General features: G+C 49.0%; 19 protein-coding genes. 1 reads left to right on the forward strand and 18 read right to left on the reverse strand.

What is annotated here, in order from left to right:
• Position 1: 1 nt before the first annotated feature.
• The 18 genes from ftsZ (F1644_RS03830) to F1644_RS03915 form a co-directional block, all read right to left on the reverse strand.
• Complete coding sequence (gene ftsZ, locus F1644_RS03830; protein WP_087420581.1) at positions 2 to 1,213, reverse strand: cell division protein FtsZ; 1,212 nt, start codon at positions 1,211 to 1,213, stop codon at positions 2 to 4.
• 12 nt (positions 1,214 to 1,225) lie between these two features.
• The gene (gene ftsZ / locus F1644_RS03835; protein WP_087420582.1) at positions 1,226 to 2,596 is read right to left on the reverse strand and encodes a cell division protein FtsZ; all 1,371 of its coding nucleotides are present in this window, start codon (positions 2,594 to 2,596) and stop codon (positions 1,226 to 1,228) included.
• 21 nt (positions 2,597 to 2,617) lie between these two features.
• The gene (locus F1644_RS03840; protein WP_118302059.1) at positions 2,618 to 3,784 is read right to left on the reverse strand and encodes a cell division FtsA domain-containing protein; all 1,167 of its coding nucleotides are present in this window, start codon (positions 3,782 to 3,784) and stop codon (positions 2,618 to 2,620) included.
• Positions 3,785 to 3,797: 13 nt separating this feature from the next.
• A complete protein-coding gene (locus F1644_RS03845; RefSeq protein WP_229782483.1) occupies positions 3,798 to 4,454 on the reverse strand; it encodes a cell division protein FtsQ/DivIB in 657 nt (218 codons plus the stop codon).
• A 150-nt stretch (positions 4,455 to 4,604) separates the two neighbouring features.
• Entirely contained in the window at positions 4,605 to 5,972 is a 1,368-nt protein-coding gene (gene murC / locus F1644_RS03850) for a UDP-N-acetylmuramate--L-alanine ligase (protein ID WP_118302058.1), read from the reverse strand.
• Between the two features lie 74 nt (positions 5,973 to 6,046).
• Positions 6,047 to 7,141: an undecaprenyldiphospho-muramoylpentapeptide beta-N-acetylglucosaminyltransferase gene (murG, locus tag F1644_RS03855; protein WP_118302057.1), complete on the reverse strand. Its 1,095-nt coding sequence runs from the start codon at positions 7,139 to 7,141 to the stop codon at positions 6,047 to 6,049.
• Between the two features lie 19 nt (positions 7,142 to 7,160).
• Positions 7,161 to 8,387 carry an FtsW/RodA/SpoVE family cell cycle protein gene (locus F1644_RS03860; RefSeq protein ID WP_087420586.1) on the reverse strand — a complete coding sequence of 409 codons (1,227 nt, stop codon included), beginning with the start codon at positions 8,385 to 8,387 and terminating at the stop codon, positions 7,161 to 7,163.
• Positions 8,388 to 8,469: 82 nt separating this feature from the next.
• Positions 8,470 to 9,813 carry a UDP-N-acetylmuramoyl-L-alanine--D-glutamate ligase gene (gene murD, locus F1644_RS03865; protein ID WP_118302056.1) on the reverse strand — a complete coding sequence of 448 codons (1,344 nt, stop codon included), beginning with the start codon at positions 9,811 to 9,813 and terminating at the stop codon, positions 8,470 to 8,472.
• A gap of 138 nt (positions 9,814 to 9,951) precedes the next feature.
• Positions 9,952 to 11,202, reverse strand: a complete 1,251-nt coding sequence (gene mraY / locus F1644_RS03870; RefSeq protein ID WP_087420588.1) for a phospho-N-acetylmuramoyl-pentapeptide-transferase — start codon at positions 11,200 to 11,202, stop codon at positions 9,952 to 9,954.
• A 3-nt stretch (positions 11,203 to 11,205) separates the two neighbouring features.
• A complete protein-coding gene (locus F1644_RS03875; RefSeq protein ID WP_118302055.1) occupies positions 11,206 to 12,654 on the reverse strand; it encodes a UDP-N-acetylmuramoyl-L-alanyl-D-glutamate--2,6-diaminopimelate ligase in 1,449 nt (482 codons plus the stop codon).
• A 76-nt stretch (positions 12,655 to 12,730) separates the two neighbouring features.
• Entirely contained in the window at positions 12,731 to 14,848 is a 2,118-nt protein-coding gene (locus F1644_RS03880) for a penicillin-binding protein (protein WP_209279563.1), read from the reverse strand.
• 272 nt (positions 14,849 to 15,120) lie between these two features.
• Positions 15,121 to 15,498, reverse strand: a complete 378-nt coding sequence (locus F1644_RS03885) for an FtsL-like putative cell division protein (protein WP_118302054.1) — start codon at positions 15,496 to 15,498, stop codon at positions 15,121 to 15,123.
• Positions 15,499 to 15,608: 110 nt separating this feature from the next.
• Positions 15,609 to 16,523 (reverse strand): 16S rRNA (cytosine(1402)-N(4))-methyltransferase RsmH, encoded by a 915-nt coding sequence (gene rsmH / locus F1644_RS03890; RefSeq protein WP_118302053.1) that lies wholly within the window; start codon positions 16,521 to 16,523, stop codon positions 15,609 to 15,611.
• A gap of 70 nt (positions 16,524 to 16,593) precedes the next feature.
• Complete coding sequence (mraZ, locus tag F1644_RS03895; RefSeq protein ID WP_118302052.1) at positions 16,594 to 17,040, reverse strand: division/cell wall cluster transcriptional repressor MraZ; 447 nt, start codon at positions 17,038 to 17,040, stop codon at positions 16,594 to 16,596.
• 422 nt (positions 17,041 to 17,462) lie between these two features.
• Positions 17,463 to 18,062 (reverse strand): aminotransferase class IV, encoded by a 600-nt coding sequence (locus F1644_RS03900; RefSeq protein WP_118302051.1) that lies wholly within the window; start codon positions 18,060 to 18,062, stop codon positions 17,463 to 17,465.
• Between the two features lie 15 nt (positions 18,063 to 18,077).
• A complete protein-coding gene (locus tag F1644_RS03905; protein ID WP_370818912.1) occupies positions 18,078 to 19,067 on the reverse strand; it encodes an aminodeoxychorismate synthase component I in 990 nt (329 codons plus the stop codon).
• Positions 19,068 to 19,081: 14 nt separating this feature from the next.
• On the reverse strand, positions 19,082 to 19,837 hold the full coding sequence (locus tag F1644_RS03910; RefSeq protein WP_118302050.1) for a lysophospholipid acyltransferase family protein: 756 nt from the start codon (positions 19,835 to 19,837) through the stop codon (positions 19,082 to 19,084).
• Positions 19,838 to 19,839: 2 nt separating this feature from the next.
• Complete coding sequence (locus F1644_RS03915; protein ID WP_147344458.1) at positions 19,840 to 21,066, reverse strand: MFS transporter; 1,227 nt, start codon at positions 21,064 to 21,066, stop codon at positions 19,840 to 19,842.
• 110 nt (positions 21,067 to 21,176) lie between these two features.
• On the opposite strand from F1644_RS03915, the gene F1644_RS03920 reads away from it, so the two are divergent.
• Positions 21,177 to 21,776, forward strand: a complete 600-nt coding sequence (locus tag F1644_RS03920) for an anthranilate synthase component II (protein WP_118302048.1) — start codon at positions 21,177 to 21,179, stop codon at positions 21,774 to 21,776.
• The last annotated feature ends 155 nt before the right edge of the window (positions 21,777 to 21,931 follow it).

Raw genomic sequence — 21,931 nt, forward strand, 5'->3', positions numbered from 1 at the left:
GCTAGGGTCTGTCTATTTTTAAATGTCTCCGTGTATACGCCGGAGTCGTTGCCAATTCTTCTATTTTTTCGGGTGACAGATCCGGTTGAAGCACAACCTCCGATTCCTTTAAAATGACCTGTACGTAATCCTTTACCCCGTCCTTGATTTTTTTCGTACGGGCGGCATCCACCGCCTCTTCCGAAACATCATTCACGGACGCAACTCCCTTCAAGGGTTTCGTGAACGTGTTTTCCACGTCCTCCATGGGAAAGCCGGTAGCAATCACCGTCACGGAAATTGCATCTTCCAGCGCCTCATCGGTTCCCACTCCCCAGATTATAGCTGCATTATCACCTACTTCCTTAATCACGTAATTCGTGATTTCACTCATCTCATCCATCGTAATTTCATCCGTCCCGGATGTAATATTCAACAAGATGTCACTAGCTCCCAGTATATCGCTCTTATTCAGCAGAGGGCTATTCAAAGCCTCGGCAATCACCCGCTTCGCCCGGTCTTCACCGGAGGCTTTCGCCGCACCCATAATAGCAATTCCACTATCCGTCATCACCGTTCTCACGTCGGCAAAATCGACGTTTATATATCCCGGTAACGTGATAATCTCCGCAATACCCTTGGCAGCAATATTCAACACGTCGTTAGCCTTGGCAAATGCACTCGACAATGTTTGCGATCCGAATATCCGTTGTATCTTCTCATTATCTATGATAATCAAAGAATCCACGTGTTCTTTTAATCTTTTTACCCCTTCACGAGCCTGATCCAAACGTTTCGGCCCCTCGAAGCGGGAAGGTATCGTCACAATACCCACCGTCAGAATACCCATATCCTTGGCAACCTTGGCAATCACGGGTGCCGCACCGGTCCCGGTACCACCCCCCATTGCTGCCGTGATAAACACCATCTTCGTATTGGTACTCAACAACGCTTTTATATCATCAATACTCTCGTTAGCGGCAGCCTCTCCGATTTCCGGTCGGTTCCCCGCTCCCCGTCCTTCAGTCAGGGTCTTCCCCAATTGAATAATGGTCGGAATAGGACTATGTTCCAATATTTGCGAATCGGTATTACACAACACGAAATCCACGTCACAGATCCCTTGCCTGTACATGTATTCCACAGCATTACCGCCACCACCTCCGACTCCGATCACCTTAATAATCGGGGTAGTAATCTCAAACTGGTTAAAATTTATCAATCCATCTACCATGATCGTCCATTATTACATTTGTGAATCCCTATTCATATCCTCGTTGAACATATTCCCCAGCTTACGCTTGAACCAACTATCTACATCCGGCACCTCATTCTTTCCCCGTTTGCGTCCGTTCTCCAGTTCAAATTCCCGGTCGTACTCCTCGATCCGTTTCCGATGAGTCTCCTCTTCCCGAACCGGTTCATCGTCATCATCGTCGTCAAACACGATAGCCCGTTGACGTTTCCCGACATCTCGCCGCTGTTCTCCTCGTTGTTGACGTAATCGACGACTTTCCTCCAGTTTTTGCTTGCGCATCCGCTCCTCTTCCTCCAACTTCCGGGCATCCACCGTCTGCATCTCCAAATCTTCCACGGTCTCCACCTTGAAAGAAATATTCGTCTTCTTTCTCTCGATCGGTGAACCGTTAAACCCGGTAGCAATCACAGCCACGTGCAACTCATCACCTAGAGCATCATCCTTACCAGCCCCCCAAATCACGTCCACATCGTTCCCGACCAACTCCTTCACGTAATCGGTAATCAAGGTAATCTCATCCATCGTGATCTCCTTACTACCGTACAACATATTCAACAATATATTAGATGCCCCCCGAATATCATTACTATTCAACAAGGGCGATTCCAATGCCATCTTCGCAGCCTCCAGCGCACGATTCTCACCAACCGACTCTCCGGCACCCATCAGCGCCACCCCACTATTCCGCATCACCACCTCCACGTCCGCAAAGTCCACGTTCACGAATCCCTTCAGCGTGATGATCTCCGCTATACTCTTAGCCGCAATCGTCAACACGTTATCCGCCATCTCGAACGCTTTCGACAACTTCAAATCCCCGTACATATCCCGCAACTTCTCGTTACATATAATCAACAGGGCATCCACGTAATTCGACAACTCGTCAACACCCTCCATAGCTTGCTCCACCCGTTTCCGTCCCTCAAAACTGAAAGGGATCGTCACGATTCCGATAGTCAAAATACCTAACTCACGAGCTTGTTTAGCAATAATAGGTGCGGCACCCGTTCCGGTTCCACCCCCCATACCTGCCGTGATAAACACCATTTTCGTGTTACGCTCCAATATCGTTTTGATATAATCCAGACTTTCAATAGCCGACTGTTTACCGCGTTCCGGCAAACTTCCCGCTCCACGCCCCTCGGTAAGCTCCTTACCGATCTGAATACGATTCTTCACGGGACTAATCCGCAACGCCTGTATATCCGTGTTACACACCACGAACTCTACGCCCCGAATACCCTGACGGCACATATGGTTCACGGCATTACTACCGCCTCCACCCACTCCGATCACCTTGATAATCGATTCTTCCTGTGGTGGAATATTCACAACCAATAAATCATCTTCATTAAGCATAGCTGAAAGGTCTTATATCATTTATTCTTTAAAAAAATTACTAAACCATCCACCGGATTTAGGCTTTCTCACCTCCCGACGTTCACATTGCAACAGTCCCAAAGCCGTAAAATACGCCGGGGACTTCAAACTAGCCTCCCGATCCGCTTTAACACTTGCCACCTTTGCAAATCCGACCGAATGTCCCGACAACTTGGACAACAACACCTCGATCCCCGCCACCTGACAACCGCCTCCAGTCAACAAAATTCCGTCATCCAAATCTTCGTAGCAACCACTTTCCTGCATTTGGAAAATAGCCCCCTCCAACAACTCCTCCAAACGGGATTGCTCCACGTGTACCAAATCATGACTATCAATACAATACTTCGTATCGGGAATCATAATCTTCCGGTTCTTGCACGATGCCCGCAACGCCATACCGAACTCTTCTTTCAGCTTGCGTGCCTTCTCCATATCATTAATCGAAAATGCTGTATTTATATCCCCGTCAATCGTGCTGCATCCCAATGGCAACTCCTCGTCAAAATAAACAAGCCCGTCTTGGAAAACCTGTACTTTGATACTATCCGCACCCAAATCAAGCAAAGCGAAATTAAACATATCCGATCCTGCCGTGATCAAAGCCTTCTGCGCGGCCCCGGCCATCGAATAAAAATCTATCTTATCAACCCCTAGATTGGCAAACATATCCCTCAAATCCCTCAACTCACTACTCCTTGCCACATAGACGTGATAATGGACATCCAACCGTTTCGCCGTAACTCCCACCGGGTTCACCTCACTCTCCTTATCCACGTAATAAGCGAACGGAACGACATCCACCACTTCCTCATCACCGGCCCCCACCACGCTCCGACACTTTTTCTCCATCTCCTGCAAATCCCCTTGGTCTATACTCTTCGGACGGGAAAACTTGATATTCTCCCGGTCTTCAATCTGTTTCACCCACGCCCCGCTCAAAGCGACATTCAAAGCATCAATATGAACCTCATACTCGCTCTTAAAACGATCCAACAAACGCTGGATACACGCTTTCGCCCGAAGTTTATCAACAATTTTGCCCCGTTTAACTCCTTGTGAGGCAATACTTATGACACCGACCAAACGACAATCACTCCCGGACTTTTCTCCGAGAGCCATCACCATTTTTCCAGACCCCATATCCAAAGAAGCTACAAACCCCATAATATCTAATATTTTATTTTCTAACACAAACAACTTGGTTGTCAAACTTCAAATTGATTTCCTTGTAACGATTCCACCCTTTTTTCGTGATACCGTCCTTCAGAAACAACATCAACTTCTCCAACCTCGCCTCGCAATCATCCACCTTTCCCAACACGATCCGGAAATCCCCCACTTTAGGAATCATCACAACATCCTCGTTCGACCTCACAACCAGTTGTTCGATATACGCGTCCCAAAATGGTTCATTCTTCAATTTCATCGCAAAAGGACCCAGTTTCTCGCAAGCGAATTTCTTATTTATATCACCGGTTGCTACAACAACCCTGGAAGTAAACTTAGAAGACAACGGCATCACTCTCCCGTCACGATCCACGTAATACCCTTCACCCGTTAGTACTCTCAAAACAGGTTCACGTTGTTGGATATTTACATGAATATAACCGTCTAAACTGTAGTAAACCTGAGCCGATTTAATCATCGGATTCTTGACAAGCACCCTTTCCAAACTATCTTTATTCACCGCCAATATACTTTTGTCCATAATGTCTCCGTACCCCTTCTTTATCGCCTTCATAACATCCTCCTCGTCGACAAACACGTTAACATCCGTATTCTTGACAGCCACCCGTACCCCTCTACATGTTACCTCCCCCGATTTTGTCGCCACAAAGGTAAGCACAATTATCAGGTATACAAGCAAAATGCAAGATAATATGTAAGGTAAAATGCGTTTCATCTCTATTCCCTGCCTACAAATTTAAAATTTCTAATTCAAATTCTCGTCTCTTATCCATTACATCCAAACCTGTAACCCCGATCAACAATCCGTCCCTCCAAACATCTCCGTGAAAATCGGAATAAAACGATCTATATCCCCGGCACCCACGGTCATAAAAACTCCCTCCTTCACGTTCTCCTTCACATACTCCGGAAACTCTTCCTTCGTCACCCGCACGAATGGCACCGTCAGTCGATCGGCAATCAACCCCGACGTCACCCCCGGAATCGGTTGTTCCCGTGCCGGGTAAATATCCAGCAGGATCACCTGATCCGCGAGATTCAAACTCTTCGCGAACTCCGGGTAAAAATCATTTGTCCGTGAGTACAAATGAGGCTGAAAAGCTACCGTCAACCTCTTATCCGGCCACATCTCCCGAATAGAAGAAAGAGACGCCTCAATCTCCCGCGGATGATGAGCGTAATCGTCAATATAAATCAATCGGTCACCCTTCGCGTGTACGTCAAACCTACGGGAAACCCCTTTAAACAAAGGCAAAGCCACCCGAATCTCTTCCGGTGTCACTCCTGCATACAAAGCCACCGTGATTGCAGCCGTCGCGTTCTCCACGTTCACCCGCCCCGGAAAACATATTCTCAAATCCCTTATCTCCACATCTTTCCCGATATAATCAAACAAGTAACTCCCGTTATCCACCCGCAACCGATCGGCATAATAATCCGCTTTCTCCCCGGCAGCATAATACCCGGTAATCGTTCTTTTTTTCAATTCCAACCCCTTACGTAAAAACAACTCACCTCGTGTCTGCAAGGCAAACTCCTCGAAAGCCTCGATCAAATGCTCGTGCGTCCCGTATATATCCAGATGATCCGCATCCATAGCCGTGATTACCGCAATCTCCGGATGTAAATGCAAAAATGAACGATCATACTCGTCCGCCTCAATCACCACGTAATCCGAATCCTTATCAATCAATAAATTCGTGCCGAAATTAGAGGAAATTCCCCCTAGGAAAGCACTACATCCCACGTGCGAACGATTCAACAGAAAAGCCAGCATCGTCGTGGTCGTCGTCTTTCCATGCGTTCCGGCAATGCAAAGCGCTTTTTTACTATGGGACAAAAATCCCAGCACCTCCGCCCGTTTATGCAAAGCGTACCCGTTATCCCGGAAAAAACTAAGAATACGATTTTCCTGCGGTACCGCCGGAGTATATACCACCAACGTATGCTCCTTATCCCGGAAAACCTCCCGAACTCCCTTCTCGTCATCCTCGTAAGTAATCTCAAACCCTTCTTTGTCCGTCATTTTTCGTGTCAACGGTGACGATGTCCGGTCATATCCTGCCACCTCGTAACCCATCACCTTAAAATAACGAGCCAACGCACTCATTCCAATCCCCCCGATACCCACGAAATACACCGCCTTTATATTCTTAATATCCATACCATGAATTTAAAATTTAAAATTTAAAATTTAAAATGGCAGACCATTCAATTCTAAATTTTACATTCTACACTTTAAACTATCTTCAATATTTCCCTCGCAATCACCTCATCCGAATCCTTCATTGCCAGCGTCAAGATATGCTCGGACAAACTTTTCCGTTCCCCGTCATCCTGCAACAGGCGTTCCATCACCTCTCCCAAACGCTCCACCACCTCGGCATCCTTCACCATCACGGCAGCTTGTTTATTCACCAGCGCCATAGCATTCTTTGTCTGGTGATCTTCTGCCACGTTAGGCGAGGGCACTAACACCACGGCTTTTCCCAGCAAGCACAACTCAGAAATCGTACCCGCACCCGCTCTTGCCACCACCAAATCAGCACAAGCATACGCCAAATCCATCCGTTTCAAAAACGGCATAAACTTCACGTTTTCCGGCATACGTCCCTTCAATTGTTCTTCCAGCTCCTTGTGGTAATAACTCCCGCACTGCCAAATCACCTGCACGTCCTTCCACCCCGCAATCTTCTCCAACCATCTCACCATAGCCTTGTTAATCGACCCGGCACCCAGACTACCTCCGGTGACCAGCACCGTTTTCTTATTCGCATCCAGCCCGTAGAAAGCAATCCCCTCCACCCGTTCATTCACGGCATTCAACAAATCCTTCCGCACCGGATTCCCCGTAAATATAATCTTTTCCTTTGGAAAAAAACGTTCCATTCCCTCGTAAGCCACACAAATCTTGGCAGCCTTCTTTGCCAGCAACTTATTGGTCACCCCGGCGTATGAATTTTGCTCCTGCAACACCAACGGAATACCCGCGTTCGTGGCCACCTTTCCAATCGGCCCGCTAGCATATCCCCCAACACCAACTACTACATCCGGTTTAAACTCCCGCACCACTCGTTTGGCCTTCTTCAAACTCCGCCATAAATTCCACAATACTTTCAGATTATTCAACGTCAGCTTACGTTGTAACCCTCTCACCGGTAATCCCACGATCTTATACCCGGCTTCCGGCACCTTCTCCATCTCCATCTTCCCCTCTGCCCCCACGAACAGAATCTCTATATCCTTATTCAACCGTTTCAGCGCATTCGCAATAGAAAGGGCAGGAAATATATGTCCTCCCGTTCCGCCTCCACTAATAATTACTTTCTTCATATCTCAAATATCTTCATGTTCAATTTTCCTCGTTCTCTTCTTCCTCGTTTATACCTTGAGCGGCCATCTTTAGTTTCTCCTTCTCTTCCCGTTCTCCCTCTTCCGAGAAAGTATGACTGACACTCAATATCATCCCGAAAGACGCACTCGTGAACAACAGAGAGGTACCCCCCATACTCACCAGCGGCAACGGCTGTCCGGTCACGGGGAAAAGTCCCACGCAAACCCCCATGTTAATCAATGCCTGAAACACGATACACAGCCCCAATCCGGCCACCAGAATCGCCGGGAACATCCTCGTGCAACGTCGCACGATCACCCCTACCCGGTACAAAATAATCAGGTAAAGCAACATCACGATCCCGGCCCCAACCAGCCCATATTCCTCCACAATAATAGCAAATATAAAATCCGAATACGGGTGAGGCAAGAAATTCCTCTGCACGCTATTTCCCGGTCCCAGTCCCATCAATCCTCCTTTTGCCACGGCAATCTTCGCCTGATCCGATTGGTACGAATCGTCACTGTCCGTCTCGCTCGGGTTCACGAAATGCTCGATACGGCTTTTCACCGTCAACAAACGTCCCGCAGACTTCAAATGCTTTTCCGGAACGATAAAAACAACCGCCAGCATCAAAATCATCAACCCCACAATCACCCCGATCAACTTCGCGTACGTCTTCCAGTATAAACGTCCGACAAACAACATCACCAAACAAACCCCGCCCAGCAATGCCGATGTCGAGAAATTCTCCATAAAAATCAAGAACAGCACCGGCACCACTAACGTCATCCGCCATAACACATTATTGCTACAACACTCCTCCGTTTGTTCAAAAGCAATCGCACGGGCACAGTACATAATAATCCCCAGTTTCGCCATTTCCGAAGGCTGGAACGTGAACCCGATTCCCGGAATCGTCACCCAACGCCCCGCATCATTCAACGTCGTACCCGCAAACTTCGCCCACAACAGGAATATCAACGACATTCCCAGCACGATCTTGGCAAACGAAAGGAAGTACTTGTAATGAAACGACTGCAATGTCAGAATCACCACCATACACCCGAACATCAAAAACAACTGTTTAATCAAATAATAACTGGTATTCCCTCCCCGCACACGAAACGCCAGACTCCCCGTCGAAGAATACACCACGATCAACGAGGCCAGCATCAACCCGATGACCACGTACCACAACGTCCGATCCCCCTTAAATACCACCTTATTCTTTAGATTCAACATACGGATTTCTTGATTTATGATTTATGATTAAGTGATTCCAGCCGCACAAAATCAACGTTTTTTATCTTTCAACTTTTAGTTTTTATCTTTTAGTTTTTAACTTTTTCACCTTCTCCTTAAACATCTCCCCCCGATTCTCGTAATTCTTAAACAAGTCAAAACTAGCACAACAAGGAGAAAGCAGTACCACATCCCCCTCCTCTGCCCGGCGATAAGCCACCTCCATCGTCTCATCCAAACTATGAGTATCCACCACCTCGCAGATCGGCGAGAACGCCTCGATCAACTTCTTATTATCCACGCCCATACAAATCAACAACTTCACCTTCTCCTTCACCAAATCAAACAACACGCTGTAATCATTTCCTTTATCCGTTCCTCCCGCAATCCACACCACCGGAGCGTGCATACTATCCAAAGCATACCAAGCAGAATCCACGTTTGTTGCCTTTGAATCATTAATATAAGTGACACCATTCACCACGTCCACCGTCTCCAAACGATGCTCCACCTGCGGGAATGTTGTCAATCCCTTCCTCAAATCCTCGTCACTCACCCCGGCCTTCAAAGCGGCCAATATTGCTGCCATCGCATTATACACGTTATGCCGTCCTTGAATCGAGATCTCCTGTTTGGCAATCCGGAACTCCCGATCTCCCCAGTGGGCCACCACCGTGTCCCCATCCATGTAAGCATTCACCCCGGCGTAATCCGAGTAAGTGAACCCGACTGCCTCCGGCACAATATCCCCCCGTTCCACTCTCTCCCGCACAACCTCGCAGTCATAACCATATATAAACAAATCCTCCTTCCGCATATTATTCAATATCCGGAACTTCGAATTCGCGTAATTCTCAAATTTATAATCATACCGATCCAGATGATCCGGTGTAATATTCGTCAATATCGCCGTGTCACAACGGAATTGGAACATCCCATCCAACTGAAAACTAGACAACTCCACCACGTACACCCGGTGCAAATCGTCAGCTACCTGTGCCGCCAGACTATTTCCCACGTTCCCGGCCAGTCCCACGTCATACCCGGCCTTCTCCAATATATGATACAGCAACAAAGTAGTAGTAGTTTTCCCGTTACTCCCCGTGATACAATACATCTTCGCATCCGTGTGCCGTCCCGCAAATTCGATCTCGGAAATCACCTCGATTCCCTTCCCCCTCAGCCCCACGATCATCGGCAGCTTATCCGGAATGCCCGGACTCTTCACCACCAAATCTGCGGCGAAAATGCGTCCTTCCGTGTGTTGCCCTTCTTCATACTCTACCCCCAATTCCTCCAACACACGCTTATACTTGTCGGCCAACTTCCCCTTGTCCGACAAAAAAACCTCATACCCTAACTTCTTTCCTAACTTGGCAGCTCCCGCTCCACTTTCTCCTCCGCCTAAAATAACCAACCGTTCCATCATTTTAGATTTTAAATCTTACGAATTAAATGATTTAGTAATTTCCGATTAGGTGATTCCCGCTCTCGATCCAATACTCTTTTCAATCTCTGAATCATTAAATCGCCAATCACTGAATCTCTTTATTTTAAATTTCTTCTATCGTATTTTCAACGTCACAATCGTTATCACCGCCAGCGCGATTCCCACGATCCAGAACCGGGTCACGATCTTCGGTTCCGGAATCCCTTTCTTCTGGAAATGGTGATGTAACGGGGACATCAGGAATATCCGTCGTCCCTCCCCGAACTTCTTCTTTGTATATTTAAAATAGCTGACCTGCATCATCACAGACAAATTCTCCACGAGGAAAATACCACACAGGATAGGGATCAGCAACTCTTTATGAATCATGATTGCGAACACGGCAATAATTCCCCCCAGCGACAAACTCCCCGTGTCACCCATAAACACTTGAGCCGGAAACGAGTTATACCACAGGAACCCGATCGTCGCCCCGATAAACGCGGCAATAAACACCACCAGCTCCCCCGAATGTGGAATATACATGATATTCAAGTAATCCGCATACACCATATTACCCGACACGTACGCCAAAATACCCAACGTCGCCCCCACGATAGCCGAAGTCCCCGTTGCCAGACCGTCCAATCCATCCGTCAGATTCGCCCCGTTCGACACAGCCGTAACAATCACGATCGTGATAATAATAAACACGATCCAACCGATCTCCTCGGCATAGTCCCCGAAAAGCGCCCCGAACCAAGCGTAATCAAACTCGTTATTCTTGAAAAAAGGTATCGTCGTCTTGGTCGATTTAATATCTTTCGTCAAAACGGTCTGGTTCGTCTCGGACACAAAACCTTCATCTACTGTACTTGTCACCACCCCGACTTCCGAAATGGAAACCTTCTCCCGGATCAGCACGTCATCGCTCACGTAAAGAGTTACTCCCACGATCAGCCCCAGACCCACTTGTCCGATCACCTTGAAACGTCCCTTCAACCCCTCCTTGTGCTTCCGGAACACTTTGATATAATCATCTAGAAAACCGATCAGCCCCAACCAGATCGTCGAAACAATCATCAACTGGATATACACATTATCCAACCGGGCAAACAAAACCACCGGAACCAAAATCGCCAGCAGGATAATCACCCCGCCCATCGTCGGTGTTCCCTTCTTCTGCATCTGCCCTTCCAACCCCAAGTCCCGGATTTCCTCCCCGACCTGTTGCTTCTGCAAAATACGGATAATACGCTTTCCCACCACCGTGGCAATCAACAATGACAAAATCACCGCGCAAGCCGACCGGAACGTGATGTATTGAAACATTCCCGCTCCCGGGAAATCAAACTGTTCTAAATAATCAAAGATATGATAAAACATGACCTACAACTTAAATATTTCCTTAATAACCTCTTTATCATCAAAATGATGTTTCACACCCTTTATCTCTTGGTAATCCTCGTGTCCTTTCCCGGCCACCAGCACAATATCCCCCTTCTTCGCCAACATCAACGCCGCACGAATCGCCTCCTTCCGATCGGTAATCGCCAGCACCCGGCTCGCCGCCTCGTCCGGCACCCCGGCTCGCATATCCTCTATTATCGCGGCAGGCTCCTCGTTTCGCGGGTTATCGGACGTCAGAATCACCCGGTCACTCAACCGACAGGCAACCTCCGCCATCTCCGGCCGTTTCGTCCGGTCCCGGTCACCCCCGGCACCCACCACCGTGATCACCGTCCCCTCTTTCTTCAGCCCCTCAATCGTCGATAACACGTTCTCCAACGCATCCGGCGTGTGCGCGTAATCTACAATAGCCATTACCCCTTCATTCGACAAAATCGTCTCGAAACGTCCCGACACCGGCACCAGCATACTCATCACGGGCAACAACTCCTCTTTCCCGAAATCCAACAACCGTGCGCTTGCGTAAACCGCCAGCAAATTATAAGCATTAAAATCCCCCACGAACCTCGTCCACACCTCGCTGCCGTCCAGTAGCAATAACGTCCCATCCAGATGCCGTTCCAACGTCTTGCAGTTAAAATCCGCCATCCGCTTACAAGAATAAGTATATTTATGAGCTACCGTGTTCTGCAACATCACCATCCCGTTCTTGTCATCTCCGTTCGTCAACGCGAAAGCCTTCTTCGGCAAGCGGTCAAAAAACGCCTTCTTCGCCTCGATATACGCTTTAAAAGTCTTGTGATAATCGAGATGATCGTGCGTGATATTCGAGAAAATCGCCCCATCAAAATCCAACCCGCTAATCCGTCTTTGGTCAATAGCGTGCGAACTCACCTCCATGAAACAATACTCGCACCCAGCATCCACCATCCGCCCCATCAGCTCGTTAATCTCCATCGCATCCGGAGTCGTGTGAGTAGCGTGAACCCTCTCGTCCCCAATATAATTACACACCGTTGACAAAAGCCCCGCTTTCCTTCCCAGCAAGCGCAACAGCTCGTACAACAGCGTCGCCGTCGTCGTCTTCCCGTTCGTCCCGGTCACCCCGACCACCTTCATCCGGTGGGACGGGTTCCCGTAAAAATTAGAGGCCATCACCCCCAGTGCCTCCGAAGAGTTACCCGTCTTCACGTAAACTACCCCCTCTTTCAACTCTCCCGGCACCTCCTCACAGACAACCGCCACGGCTCCTGCCGCCACGGCCTTCCCGATATACCCGTGTCCATCCGCACTCACTCCCCTTTGGGCAACAAACAAATCTCCCTCTCCGACCTTTCTCGAATCGAAGTGTATCATCTTAACCTCTACATCCGGTCTCCCTTGCACGACCTCGCAGGCAACCCCGTCTAACAGCTCTCTTAAATTCATCTCAAAATATATTACAAAACCAACTTTTTAGTTTTTATCTTTTAGCTCTTAACTTTTATCTTTTAGTTTTTATCTTTTATCTTAATTCAATATGCACATAACTCCCCCTTCTCACCTTCCCTCCCGGAGTCAACGATTGCTGGCTCACCGTACCAACCCCGCTCACCCCGACTTTCAGCCCGCTATTCTCCAACAAGTACAGCGCATCCCTCAGTCCCATTCCCTTCACGTTCGGCACCAGTGTCATATCCACACTCCGAGCTTTCAACACGAACTCCGTCCCCTCCTTATCCCGCGAAGTCATCACCCAATCGGCACGCTCCGCCTCATCTTCCGTCACGTTAATCCCCAGCTCGTCATATATCTCCAGAAAATCACTCTTCAACCCGTTCTGACTGATCGGCAACGTTTCGTCTTTCTCCTCCTCGCCCTCGTCATTATCCCCCATCAACGATGCCATCGTGTAAATCTTATCGGCAATCTCCTTGAACACGCTACCCGAAACCACGTTTCCATAATACCCCACCGACCGCGACGGGTTATCCACCACCACGATACACGAGTACATCGGCTTGTCCGCCGGGAAATACCCCACGAAACTGGCCCGGTACTTCGGTTCGGAATTATACCCTTTCGACCCCGCGGCTACCTTTGCCGTCCCAGTCTTCCCCGCAATCTTGCAGGCCGCATTCTTCAAATTCTTCGCCGAGCCGTTCTCTACCACCCCTTCCATCATCTGTTTCATATAAGCCACCGTCTGCCGACTGCAAATATGACTACTCACCACCTCCGGTTCGAACCGCTCCACCACCCGGCTCCCGTTACGAATCTCCTTCACGATACGCGGTTTCATCCGTTTCCCGTCATTTGCCAGTGCATTATAAAAAGCCAACACCTGCAAAGGCGTGATCTTCAACTCGTACCCGAAACTCATCCAGCGCAGCGTGGTACCGCTCCACGTCTTATCCCCCGGATACTTAATATAAGGATCCGCCTCTCCCGCCAACTCGATCCCCACCTTTTTATTCAACCCCATCGCGTACCACCGGTTCACGAACTTCTCCGGCTGTTGTCTGTAATGCTCATATACTAATTCCGTGATTCCGTTCAGCGAACGCTCGAAAATCCCCTGCACCGTCACCTTACCGATCGGCGACCTCGCCTCCTTCAACGTCACCCCGTTATGCGTGTAAATACCTTTTCCTAAGTCAACCGTGTCCTCCGGGTGAACATACCCGTCCTCCAACAGAGCCACCATCGTTGCCGCCTTGATCACCGAACCCGGTTCCGCAGCATCCCCGATAGCGTTATTCAATACCTCCCGGTACCCTGTCGCCGTCTTCGACACGTTCGCGATGGCCTTTATATCTCCCGTCTTCACGTCCATCAAGATAGCTGTCCCCGCACTAGCCTTGTAATGCTCCAACTGCCGGGTCAAAGCTCCCTGCACAATATCTTGACACTCCACGTTAATCGTCGTCACCACGTCATTCCCGTCCACCGGATCATCCACCGTCACCGAAACCCACCGTCCCGACATCATCTGCCTGATACTCCGTCCCGGTTCTCCCCGCAACTGTTTCTCGAAAGCCCCTTCAATCCCCACGCGTCCCTCGAAACTACCATCCTTCGCCTCGTTCAAGTAACCGATCGTCCGATAGGCCAAATCCCTGTGCGGCTGCAAACGCACGTTTTCCCGTTCCAGAATCAGACCGCTCTTCGTACCCCTTTCCCGAAAAATAGGAAATTTCTTAACCTCCAATAAATCGGTGTAAGAAATTTTCTTCTTGTTCACAAGCAAATAACGATTCGGCTTTGCCCCGTACTTTCCCTGCCACAACTTCTTCCGGTACTCTGCCGTCGGGGCGTCCTTGAAAAAGCGGGACAACATCATCGACAAACTATCCACCTTCTTCCGGAACAGCGTGTCCGGAATCGCCTTGCAATCCAGTCTCAGCGAATAATAAGGAACCGAACTCGCCAGAATTCGCCCGTCATCCGCGTATATATTCCCCCGGTTCGGCGCCACTTCAAAATCTTTGAACGACACCGAACGTCCCATCTTCCTCCACTTATCCCCTTCCCATATTTGCACGTGCAGTGCCTTTATTACGATTAGGGCAGCAATCACCATCACGATCAGGTACACAAGTCCCAACCGCCCGGCCAATTCATGTTTTATAGATGCTGCCATGTTATAGTTAAAAATTAAAAGCTAAAAACTAAAAGTTCATACCCATCGTAAAACCTGATAGTCCTTAACCTGTTATTATATCTTTTATCTTTCATCTTTTAGTTTTTAGTTTTTATCTTTTAGTTTTCATCTTTCCAACTACCCCCACTAACTCCCCCTTGCACAAGGGGAAAAACCGCTTGGTAATCAACTCTCCCCCTGTGTAAGGGGGAGCCGGAGGGGGTAGTTTCTTCCACTTTTATCTTTTAGTTTTTATCTTTTATCTACCAAAATCACCTCGTGATTTTGGTAGGCGGTTCCTTACTCTGCACTAAATCCAACCCCGCCTCCTGAATCCGTTTTTCCACCTCCGAGGGAACACTGATCCTCATCAACTCCGAGGCTGTCGTGATCGACTCGAAACGCAACTCGCTCAACTCCTTCTCCATGCTCACCTTCTTCATGTACAACTTCTCCGTTGCATACCCGTTAGCGATATAAACGATTCCCAAAAAAGTCAGGAAAAGAATAAACCCGATGTTTTTACGCAACACGGTATCCGCCAACAAACGCCCATCCAGCAACTCCTTCATCGAATCCCCCAGCACCTCCTTCTGTTCCTGCAACGGTGGCACAAAATCCTTTACCTTCTTTTTCTTAAACCACATCATTCAATTCATTTAAAATTTAAAGTTTAAAATGAAAAAGATTCCGTGATTGCCGATTCGATGATTGGGTGATTAAAATCACTTCATCAATCCCTTAATCACTCAATCATAAATCACTCAATCACTTTATCGTCTTTCCGTTTTTCTGCGATCCGCAACTTTGCACTTCTCGCTCTCGGGTTTCTCTCGATCTCCTCTTCCGACGGCACGATCACCTTCCGGTTCACCAACTCAAAATTCCGTTTCACGTGACCATAAAAATCCTTCTCCACCTTTCCCTCGAAATTACCGCTCTTCAAAAAGTTCTTCACGATTCGGTCTTCCAGCGAGTGATACGTGATCACCACCAACCGACCTCCGGGACGCAACGCCCGCTCCGCCTCCTTCAACATATCCTCCAGCGCCTCCAACTCTCCGTTTACCTCGATACGCAAGGCCTGATATACCTGAGCCAAGTACTTCTTCTCCTTCTGTTTCGGCACGCAGGGAGCGATCACCTGCAAAAACTCCTCCGAGCGAGTGATCATCTTCTCCGTCCGGGCCCTCATGATCAGGTCAACCAACCGTCTCACGTTATCCACCTCCCCGTAGTTCCTGAAAATCCGGGTCAAATCCTCCTCGCTATATGTATTCAGAATATCCGTGGCCTTTAGTCGGCTCCGCTGGTTCATCCGCATGTCCAACTCTGCGTCAAACCGGAAGGAGAACCCCCGCCCCGCCTCGTCAAACTCGTGCGACGACACGCCCAAGTCGGCCAGAATCCCGTCTGCCTCGTCGTACCCGCAGTACCTCAAGAAATTCCGCAGATACCTGAAATTATGATTCACGAAAATAAACCGACTATCATCCGGCACGTTAGCCAGCGCGTCGGAATCCTGATCGAAACCGATCAGGCAACCATCCTTCAATCGTTTTAATATCTCTCTCGAATGACCACCGCCCCCGAAAGTCAAATCAAGATACACCCCATCCGGATCAATATTCAACCCCGAAACGGACTCTTCCAACAATACCGGCACGTGATACATGGTTACACAAATTTAAAGTTAAAAAATAAAAACATAAACATCTCGTCGATAGGCAATTAATCCATCAGCCCTACAAACCGATTTGCGACGTCAAAAGTACAAATTCATCCGTATTCATCGTACTCTCTTCATACTTTATTTTACCCCAAATCTCGATTTTCGAATCCTGCCCTACCATCACGATCTCATCTCCTTCGATACCGATACTATCCAGCATCTTACGCGGAATCAACACGCGCCCGTTCCCGTCCAGTTCCACCTCCTGCGCCCCCCGGAAAAACTCCCGAAAAAAACGCACCTGTTCCCGGTTAAACTGGCTCAACTTCTCCCTCAATCCCGCGATCAACTTCAACCACTCATCCTTCGGGTAAACGTCAATACATTCATCGAAAATATTCCGCCGCATCACAAACGACACCTCTCCCGCCGCCTGCATTTCCTTCCGGAAAACAGCCGGAACAACAGCTCGTCCCTTGCTATCTAGCTTGCATGTATAATCTCCAATAAATGACAACATATTACTTCCCTAATTTGTGATGTAAAGTTATAAAATTATTTCCCACTTTAAACCACTTTCCCCCACTTTTTTATAACAAAAACAACAATACACTAAAAACCATGTATATAGATCACCATATTATATTCAACAAAACGAAAAGTATAAATTATAACAATTATACATTCATCAAGTGTGAGAATATAATATCACCACACATCATCAAATGAAGAAAGGATGAATACCTAAGATAATCACCAGATAATTATAGAGTAAAAACCTATTAACTTCGATACAAACACACTCATGAACGTCTTTGATACGTCTTTGTAACGAAGTTGATACGTCTTTAACCCCTAAGTACATCGAATATGCAACGGGTAAACACCGTGTATTATCCTGAAAAAAGTTTACAATAAACCCGTGTCAGAACCACGAAATTCTTACTCCACAATATTCACCACTGGAACACTAATTTCATCTTCTATCCCGATCATTGCATTCACAAGAAACACCCTCCGGAAATAGCGAATATCCTCCACCCGAATCGGACACGCCTGAATCCTCCCCTCGTCCAACAAACTCTGCCGCCTAGTCCCCTCAAGCAAACAAGTCTCCGGCGTGTAAAGGCCGCCACCCGCATCCTCGAACACCACGTTCGTAAAAGAGGTATCGGTCACCCACCCATCCCGCACGATCAACACGTCATCACACTCTCCCCGCTTTTCCAGCAAACGGGCAAACACCGACCGATCCGTCGATTTGTAGCGGTAATCCACACCATCCCCGTTCACCAGTCGTAAACTCCTGATCCGCCTCATCACGTAAGGCTGAAAACTCACCTCCCGGACCTCCGAATCATACACCACCCGGCACTTCACCAACCCGGAACACATCGTGGCCGGAATAACCATCCGCCCGACCTCCCACGCGAGAGGCTTCCCGAAAAAGGCCTCCGCCGTCACCCTAGCCCTTCGCTCGTGGGCTTCCAGATTATAAAACTGCCCGTCCAGCACCTTGATCGTCTCGATAAAACGCTCCATAACAAATTATTTAAATCACTTATCAAACGGAAGATACACCTTTGCCAGCACCTCCTCGTACTCCGCCCGGCACTCACTGTTAATCGTGATTCCCCCGCCACTACGGAAATAATACCGCCCGTCACGCACCTCTATATAGCGAATCATCACCGCCGAATCCAACCTCTTCCCGTCAAAATACCCGAAGACACCCGTGTAAAACCCTCTCCGTTCACCCTCTGCCCGGGCAATAATACGTAACGTCGAAGGTTTCGGCGCACCCGAAATAGACCCGGCAGGCAACATCCCGAAAACCACCTCCCCCAAACGGGAATAATAATCCCCCGTCAACCGTCCCGTCACCTCCGAACTCACTTGGAGAATCTCCCCCCGGCTCACCCGCAAACGATCGATATACCGGAAACGCCGCACGTCCACCCGTTCCGCCACCCGGTTAAGATCATTCCGGATCAAATCCACGATCGTGTTATGCTCCGAACGCTCCTTGTAATCCTCCAGAATCACCCGCCCCGCATCAGGCACCGAGGCATCAATCGTTCCCTTCATCGGGTAAGAAGAAATCACCCCCTCATCCACCCGCACGAAAATCTCCGGCGAGAAACAGACAAATCGCCCCGGAACCAACAAACGGTAAGGCGACCAGGCCCGGTGGAAAATCTCTTCCAACGTCCAGTCAGTCTCCAACCCCGTCGCCACCGTCAGGTTCAACAAAAAAGAATCGCCACGAGCCAATCCCTCCCGCACCACGGCAAACTTCTCCCGGTAAACCTCGAATGCCACCGGATTCGGAGAAAACACTTTTTCCGACACCTCCCCCGGCATCCCTTCCCCCACCGGGGAATTAGTGACACCTCCGGCCTCGAAAAGAATCTCTTGCTGTCCCAGCGGATCGGACACGAAAAAGCCTTCCGACAACTCGAAATCAACACCGAACAAAAACGGTTCCCGCCGGGCTCCCGCCTCATTCATGCACGCCCGGACCTCGTTAGCAGTAATCATATTCATAACCCAAAAAACGGTCAGTACCCCCGACCCCTCACGTAAAAGAAATGTTTTAAAAACAAAGGTTGCTCCTCACCCGGAGCATTATAAAAACTCTCCAAAAAACGATTGAACGGTTGCCGTCCCTCCGCGGCATAACGCACCGCATCGTCGGTAATATCCTCGAAAGTAATCGTCACGTCACGCCGAGGCACGAAAAACAGCAAGTTCGCCAGCACATAAAATATCCCTTTCAGATAAGTCCACGCAAAATTCGGTGAACGCCCCGTCTTGGCTCTTGACCACATGCTCCCCCACAAACCCCGAATACGCATACCCACGACACGCGTACCCTCCGGCAACTGGTGACACACCTGCCAAGCCCCCTGTTTGTTCCCCACACGCTCCAACCCGCCATTCGTCAACTGCCCGGCCGGGTAAAGCAACACGTTATGCCCCGCCACCAAAGCATCAATCACCACCCGGTTCAACCCCGCCACGATCTCCACCCCCCGGCGGCTCTTCTCCAAATCCGGTACCCGCACCGCGTTCATCAAGTGCAATACCTGAGCCACCAACGGGATCTTAAAATACCCTTCCGTCACCAACGGCGACACATCCACGTAACGCAACAACTGAGAACAAACAATCTGCGGATCGACCGACGCCTGATGATTAGGCAAAAACAACGTTGCCCGCCGCTCGGCCAGTAACCCCGCCCCCTCAAGGCGCACCCGGTAACGGGCGCTCAAAACACCCCGGTAAAAGGCCGCCACTACCTTTTTATAACCCATATCTAATTCTTTAGTCTAAACTTCTTAAACCTTACCCTCACCTCCTCCACGCACGAGAACAAAATAATCGTGATCGCGAACGTCAGCACGGCAAGAAAAATAAACACGTACTTCGTGTCGAAAAACATCGTCATTCCCCCGAAACACCCCGATGCCATCAACATGAACAGAAAAGTGATCAGGTTCGAGTAAGCCAGCATATCCCCCAGCTCCCGCCCCTTCACGTTCGCTTGAATCCAAGCGTCCAGCGGCACCTTGAACATCCCACTGAAAAACGCGGCGAGGAACACGAGTACACCGAACGTCACCCCGTGAGCGTCAAAAACGAATATCGCCAGCAACGTCAATCCCGTTGTGATCCCTCCATACGGCACCAATCCCAACTCCACGTCCCGACGGGACAACACCCCGGCAAGATAACATCCCGCCCCGATTCCCACGGCAGCCAACGACATCACGATACCCGTCTCCGAATCGTTCATCCCCAAATCCGAACGGCAGTACACGATAAGCACCATTTGGATCATCGAACCGATAAACCAAAACGTGGCCAGTCCCACAACCACCAGATTCAACCCCTTGAACGCCAACGCCCGCACGAACATATCTTTCACAAACTTCACGGGATTCAACGTCTCGTGGCTCTCCTTCATCGGTTCGCTCTCGTTCGCTCGAATCGTCAGACTCGACAACCAACCGAACAACGCCACCCCGAACAGGATCACGCACAGCACCGGGATCGTCACGCTCTCCGACAAAAAGGCCGCCATCAACGTCCCTGTCAGAATACCCACGAAAGCGAACATCTCCATAGCCCCGGAACCGTAAGAAATCCCCTCTTCACCCCCGATGTCACGAATCAGCCCGTACTTCGAAGGAGAAAACAGCGCACTCTGCAATCCCATCAACAAAATGGATGACAACACCAGTCCCGTCGAGTGCGTCAGGAACCCGGCCGCAGCTACGACCATAATCAGCATCTCGGCAAACTTCGCCCAAACCACAATCTTTCGCTTTTTATATATCTTCGCCAATCGTCCCGCCAACGGGGAAAACAGCAAATACGGTATCACCAATGCCGCCGATGCCAGCGTCACCACCATCGACTCGTTCTCCTTCCCCACCCAAGCAATGCAAATAAAACACGCCAGCGTCTTCAGGAAATTATCATTCAAAACTCCCAGATAATTCGTGAAAAACAGGGAAAACCAATTCTTTCTCTTCGCCATAATCACAACTTATATGATAAAACACAACAGCCAAAAGTAGTTTATTTTCCCCCGAATTCCTACTTTCGCGGGAGAAAACAGGTCATCCACCTCACAAAGAAAGCCACGGCATGGAGAATTCAAAAATAAAAAATATACTTGTCATTGATAATCATGACTCGTTCGTCTATAACCTCGTCCAAATCCTCCGGGAAAACGAACACTGCCAATTCGACATCGTTTATAACGACCAAATCGACTTTTCCTCGCTCAGCCGCTACGACAAGATCCTATTATCTCCCGGACCGGGAATTCCAGCCGAGGCCGGAGAACTTCTCGCACTCATCGAGCATTGTAAAAACACTCACGACATCCTCGGTGTATGCCTCGGCCACCAAGCCATCGCCGAATCCTTCGGTGCCAGCTTGCAACAACTGCCTCTCCCCAAACACGGCCACGAAAGTCCCCTCACAATCGTCGATCCCACCGACATTCTCTACCACGGCCTCACCTATCCCGTGCAAGTAGGACGGTACCACTCATGGATCGTGAACCCTCACACGCTCCCCTCATGCCTCCGCATCAGCGCCCTCGACGAAGAAGGTCACATCATGTCCTTCTACCACACAACCCTCCCCATCCGAGGCGTTCAATATCACCCCGAATCCATCATCACCCGCCAAGGCTGCCAAATGATTAATAACTGGATAAACGAAGAAAAGAGTTTATAAGGTTTACAAAGTTTATAAGGTTCATAAGGTTTATGGACCCCTGCGGGGCGCTTTGTCAACGGCAGCTTGAACTGCCGTTAAAACATTGTCCGAAGGACACCCGTGACTTTATGAACCTTATAAACTTTATGAACTTTATGAACTTTATGAACCCC

The sequence above is a fragment of the Butyricimonas paravirosa genome (assembly GCF_032878955.1).
Lineage (GTDB): Bacteria > Bacteroidota > Bacteroidia > Bacteroidales > Marinifilaceae > Butyricimonas > Butyricimonas paravirosa.

Excerpts from the sequence above, each read along its gene's own strand:
- F1644_RS03875 (WP_118302055.1), bottom strand. The coding sequence starts at position 12,654 with ATGAATTTAAGAGAGCTGTTAGACGGGGTTGCCTGCGAGGTCGTGCAA.
- ftsZ (WP_087420582.1), bottom strand. The coding sequence starts at position 2,596 with ATGCTTAATGAAGATGATTTATTGGTTGTGAATATTCCACCACAGGAA.
- F1644_RS03860 (WP_087420586.1), bottom strand. The coding sequence starts at position 8,387 with ATGTTGAATCTAAAGAATAAGGTGGTATTTAAGGGGGATCGGACGTTG.
- mraZ (WP_118302052.1), bottom strand. The coding sequence starts at position 17,040 with ATGTTGTCATTTATTGGAGATTATACATGCAAGCTAGATAGCAAGGGA.
- F1644_RS03885 (WP_118302054.1), bottom strand. The coding sequence starts at position 15,498 with ATGATGTGGTTTAAGAAAAAGAAGGTAAAGGATTTTGTGCCACCGTTG.
- F1644_RS03880 (WP_209279563.1), bottom strand. The coding sequence starts at position 14,848 with ATGGCAGCATCTATAAAACATGAATTGGCCGGGCGGTTGGGACTTGTG.
- F1644_RS03840 (WP_118302059.1), bottom strand. The coding sequence starts at position 3,784 with ATGGGGTTTGTAGCTTCTTTGGATATGGGGTCTGGAAAAATGGTGATG.
- rsmH (WP_118302053.1), bottom strand. The coding sequence starts at position 16,523 with ATGTATCACGTGCCGGTATTGTTGGAAGAGTCCGTTTCGGGGTTGAAT.
- F1644_RS03900 (WP_118302051.1), bottom strand. The coding sequence starts at position 18,062 with ATGGAGCGTTTTATCGAGACGATCAAGGTGCTGGACGGGCAGTTTTAT.
- murG (WP_118302057.1), bottom strand. The coding sequence starts at position 7,141 with ATGAAGAAAGTAATTATTAGTGGAGGCGGAACGGGAGGACATATATTT.
- mraY (WP_087420588.1), bottom strand. The coding sequence starts at position 11,202 with ATGTTTTATCATATCTTTGATTATTTAGAACAGTTTGATTTCCCGGGA.
- F1644_RS03905 (WP_370818912.1), bottom strand. The coding sequence starts at position 19,067 with ATGAATATGATTACTGCTAACGAGGTCCGGGCGTGCATGAATGAGGCG.
- F1644_RS03915 (WP_147344458.1), bottom strand. The coding sequence starts at position 21,066 with ATGGCGAAGAGAAAGAATTGGTTTTCCCTGTTTTTCACGAATTATCTG.
- F1644_RS03920 (WP_118302048.1), top strand. The coding sequence starts at position 21,177 with ATGGAGAATTCAAAAATAAAAAATATACTTGTCATTGATAATCATGAC.
- murD (WP_118302056.1), bottom strand. The coding sequence starts at position 9,813 with ATGGAACGGTTGGTTATTTTAGGCGGAGGAGAAAGTGGAGCGGGAGCT.
- ftsZ (WP_087420581.1), bottom strand. The coding sequence starts at position 1,213 with ATGGTAGATGGATTGATAAATTTTAACCAGTTTGAGATTACTACCCCG.
- murC (WP_118302058.1), bottom strand. The coding sequence starts at position 5,972 with ATGGATATTAAGAATATAAAGGCGGTGTATTTCGTGGGTATCGGGGGG.
- F1644_RS03910 (WP_118302050.1), bottom strand. The coding sequence starts at position 19,837 with ATGGGTTATAAAAAGGTAGTGGCGGCCTTTTACCGGGGTGTTTTGAGC.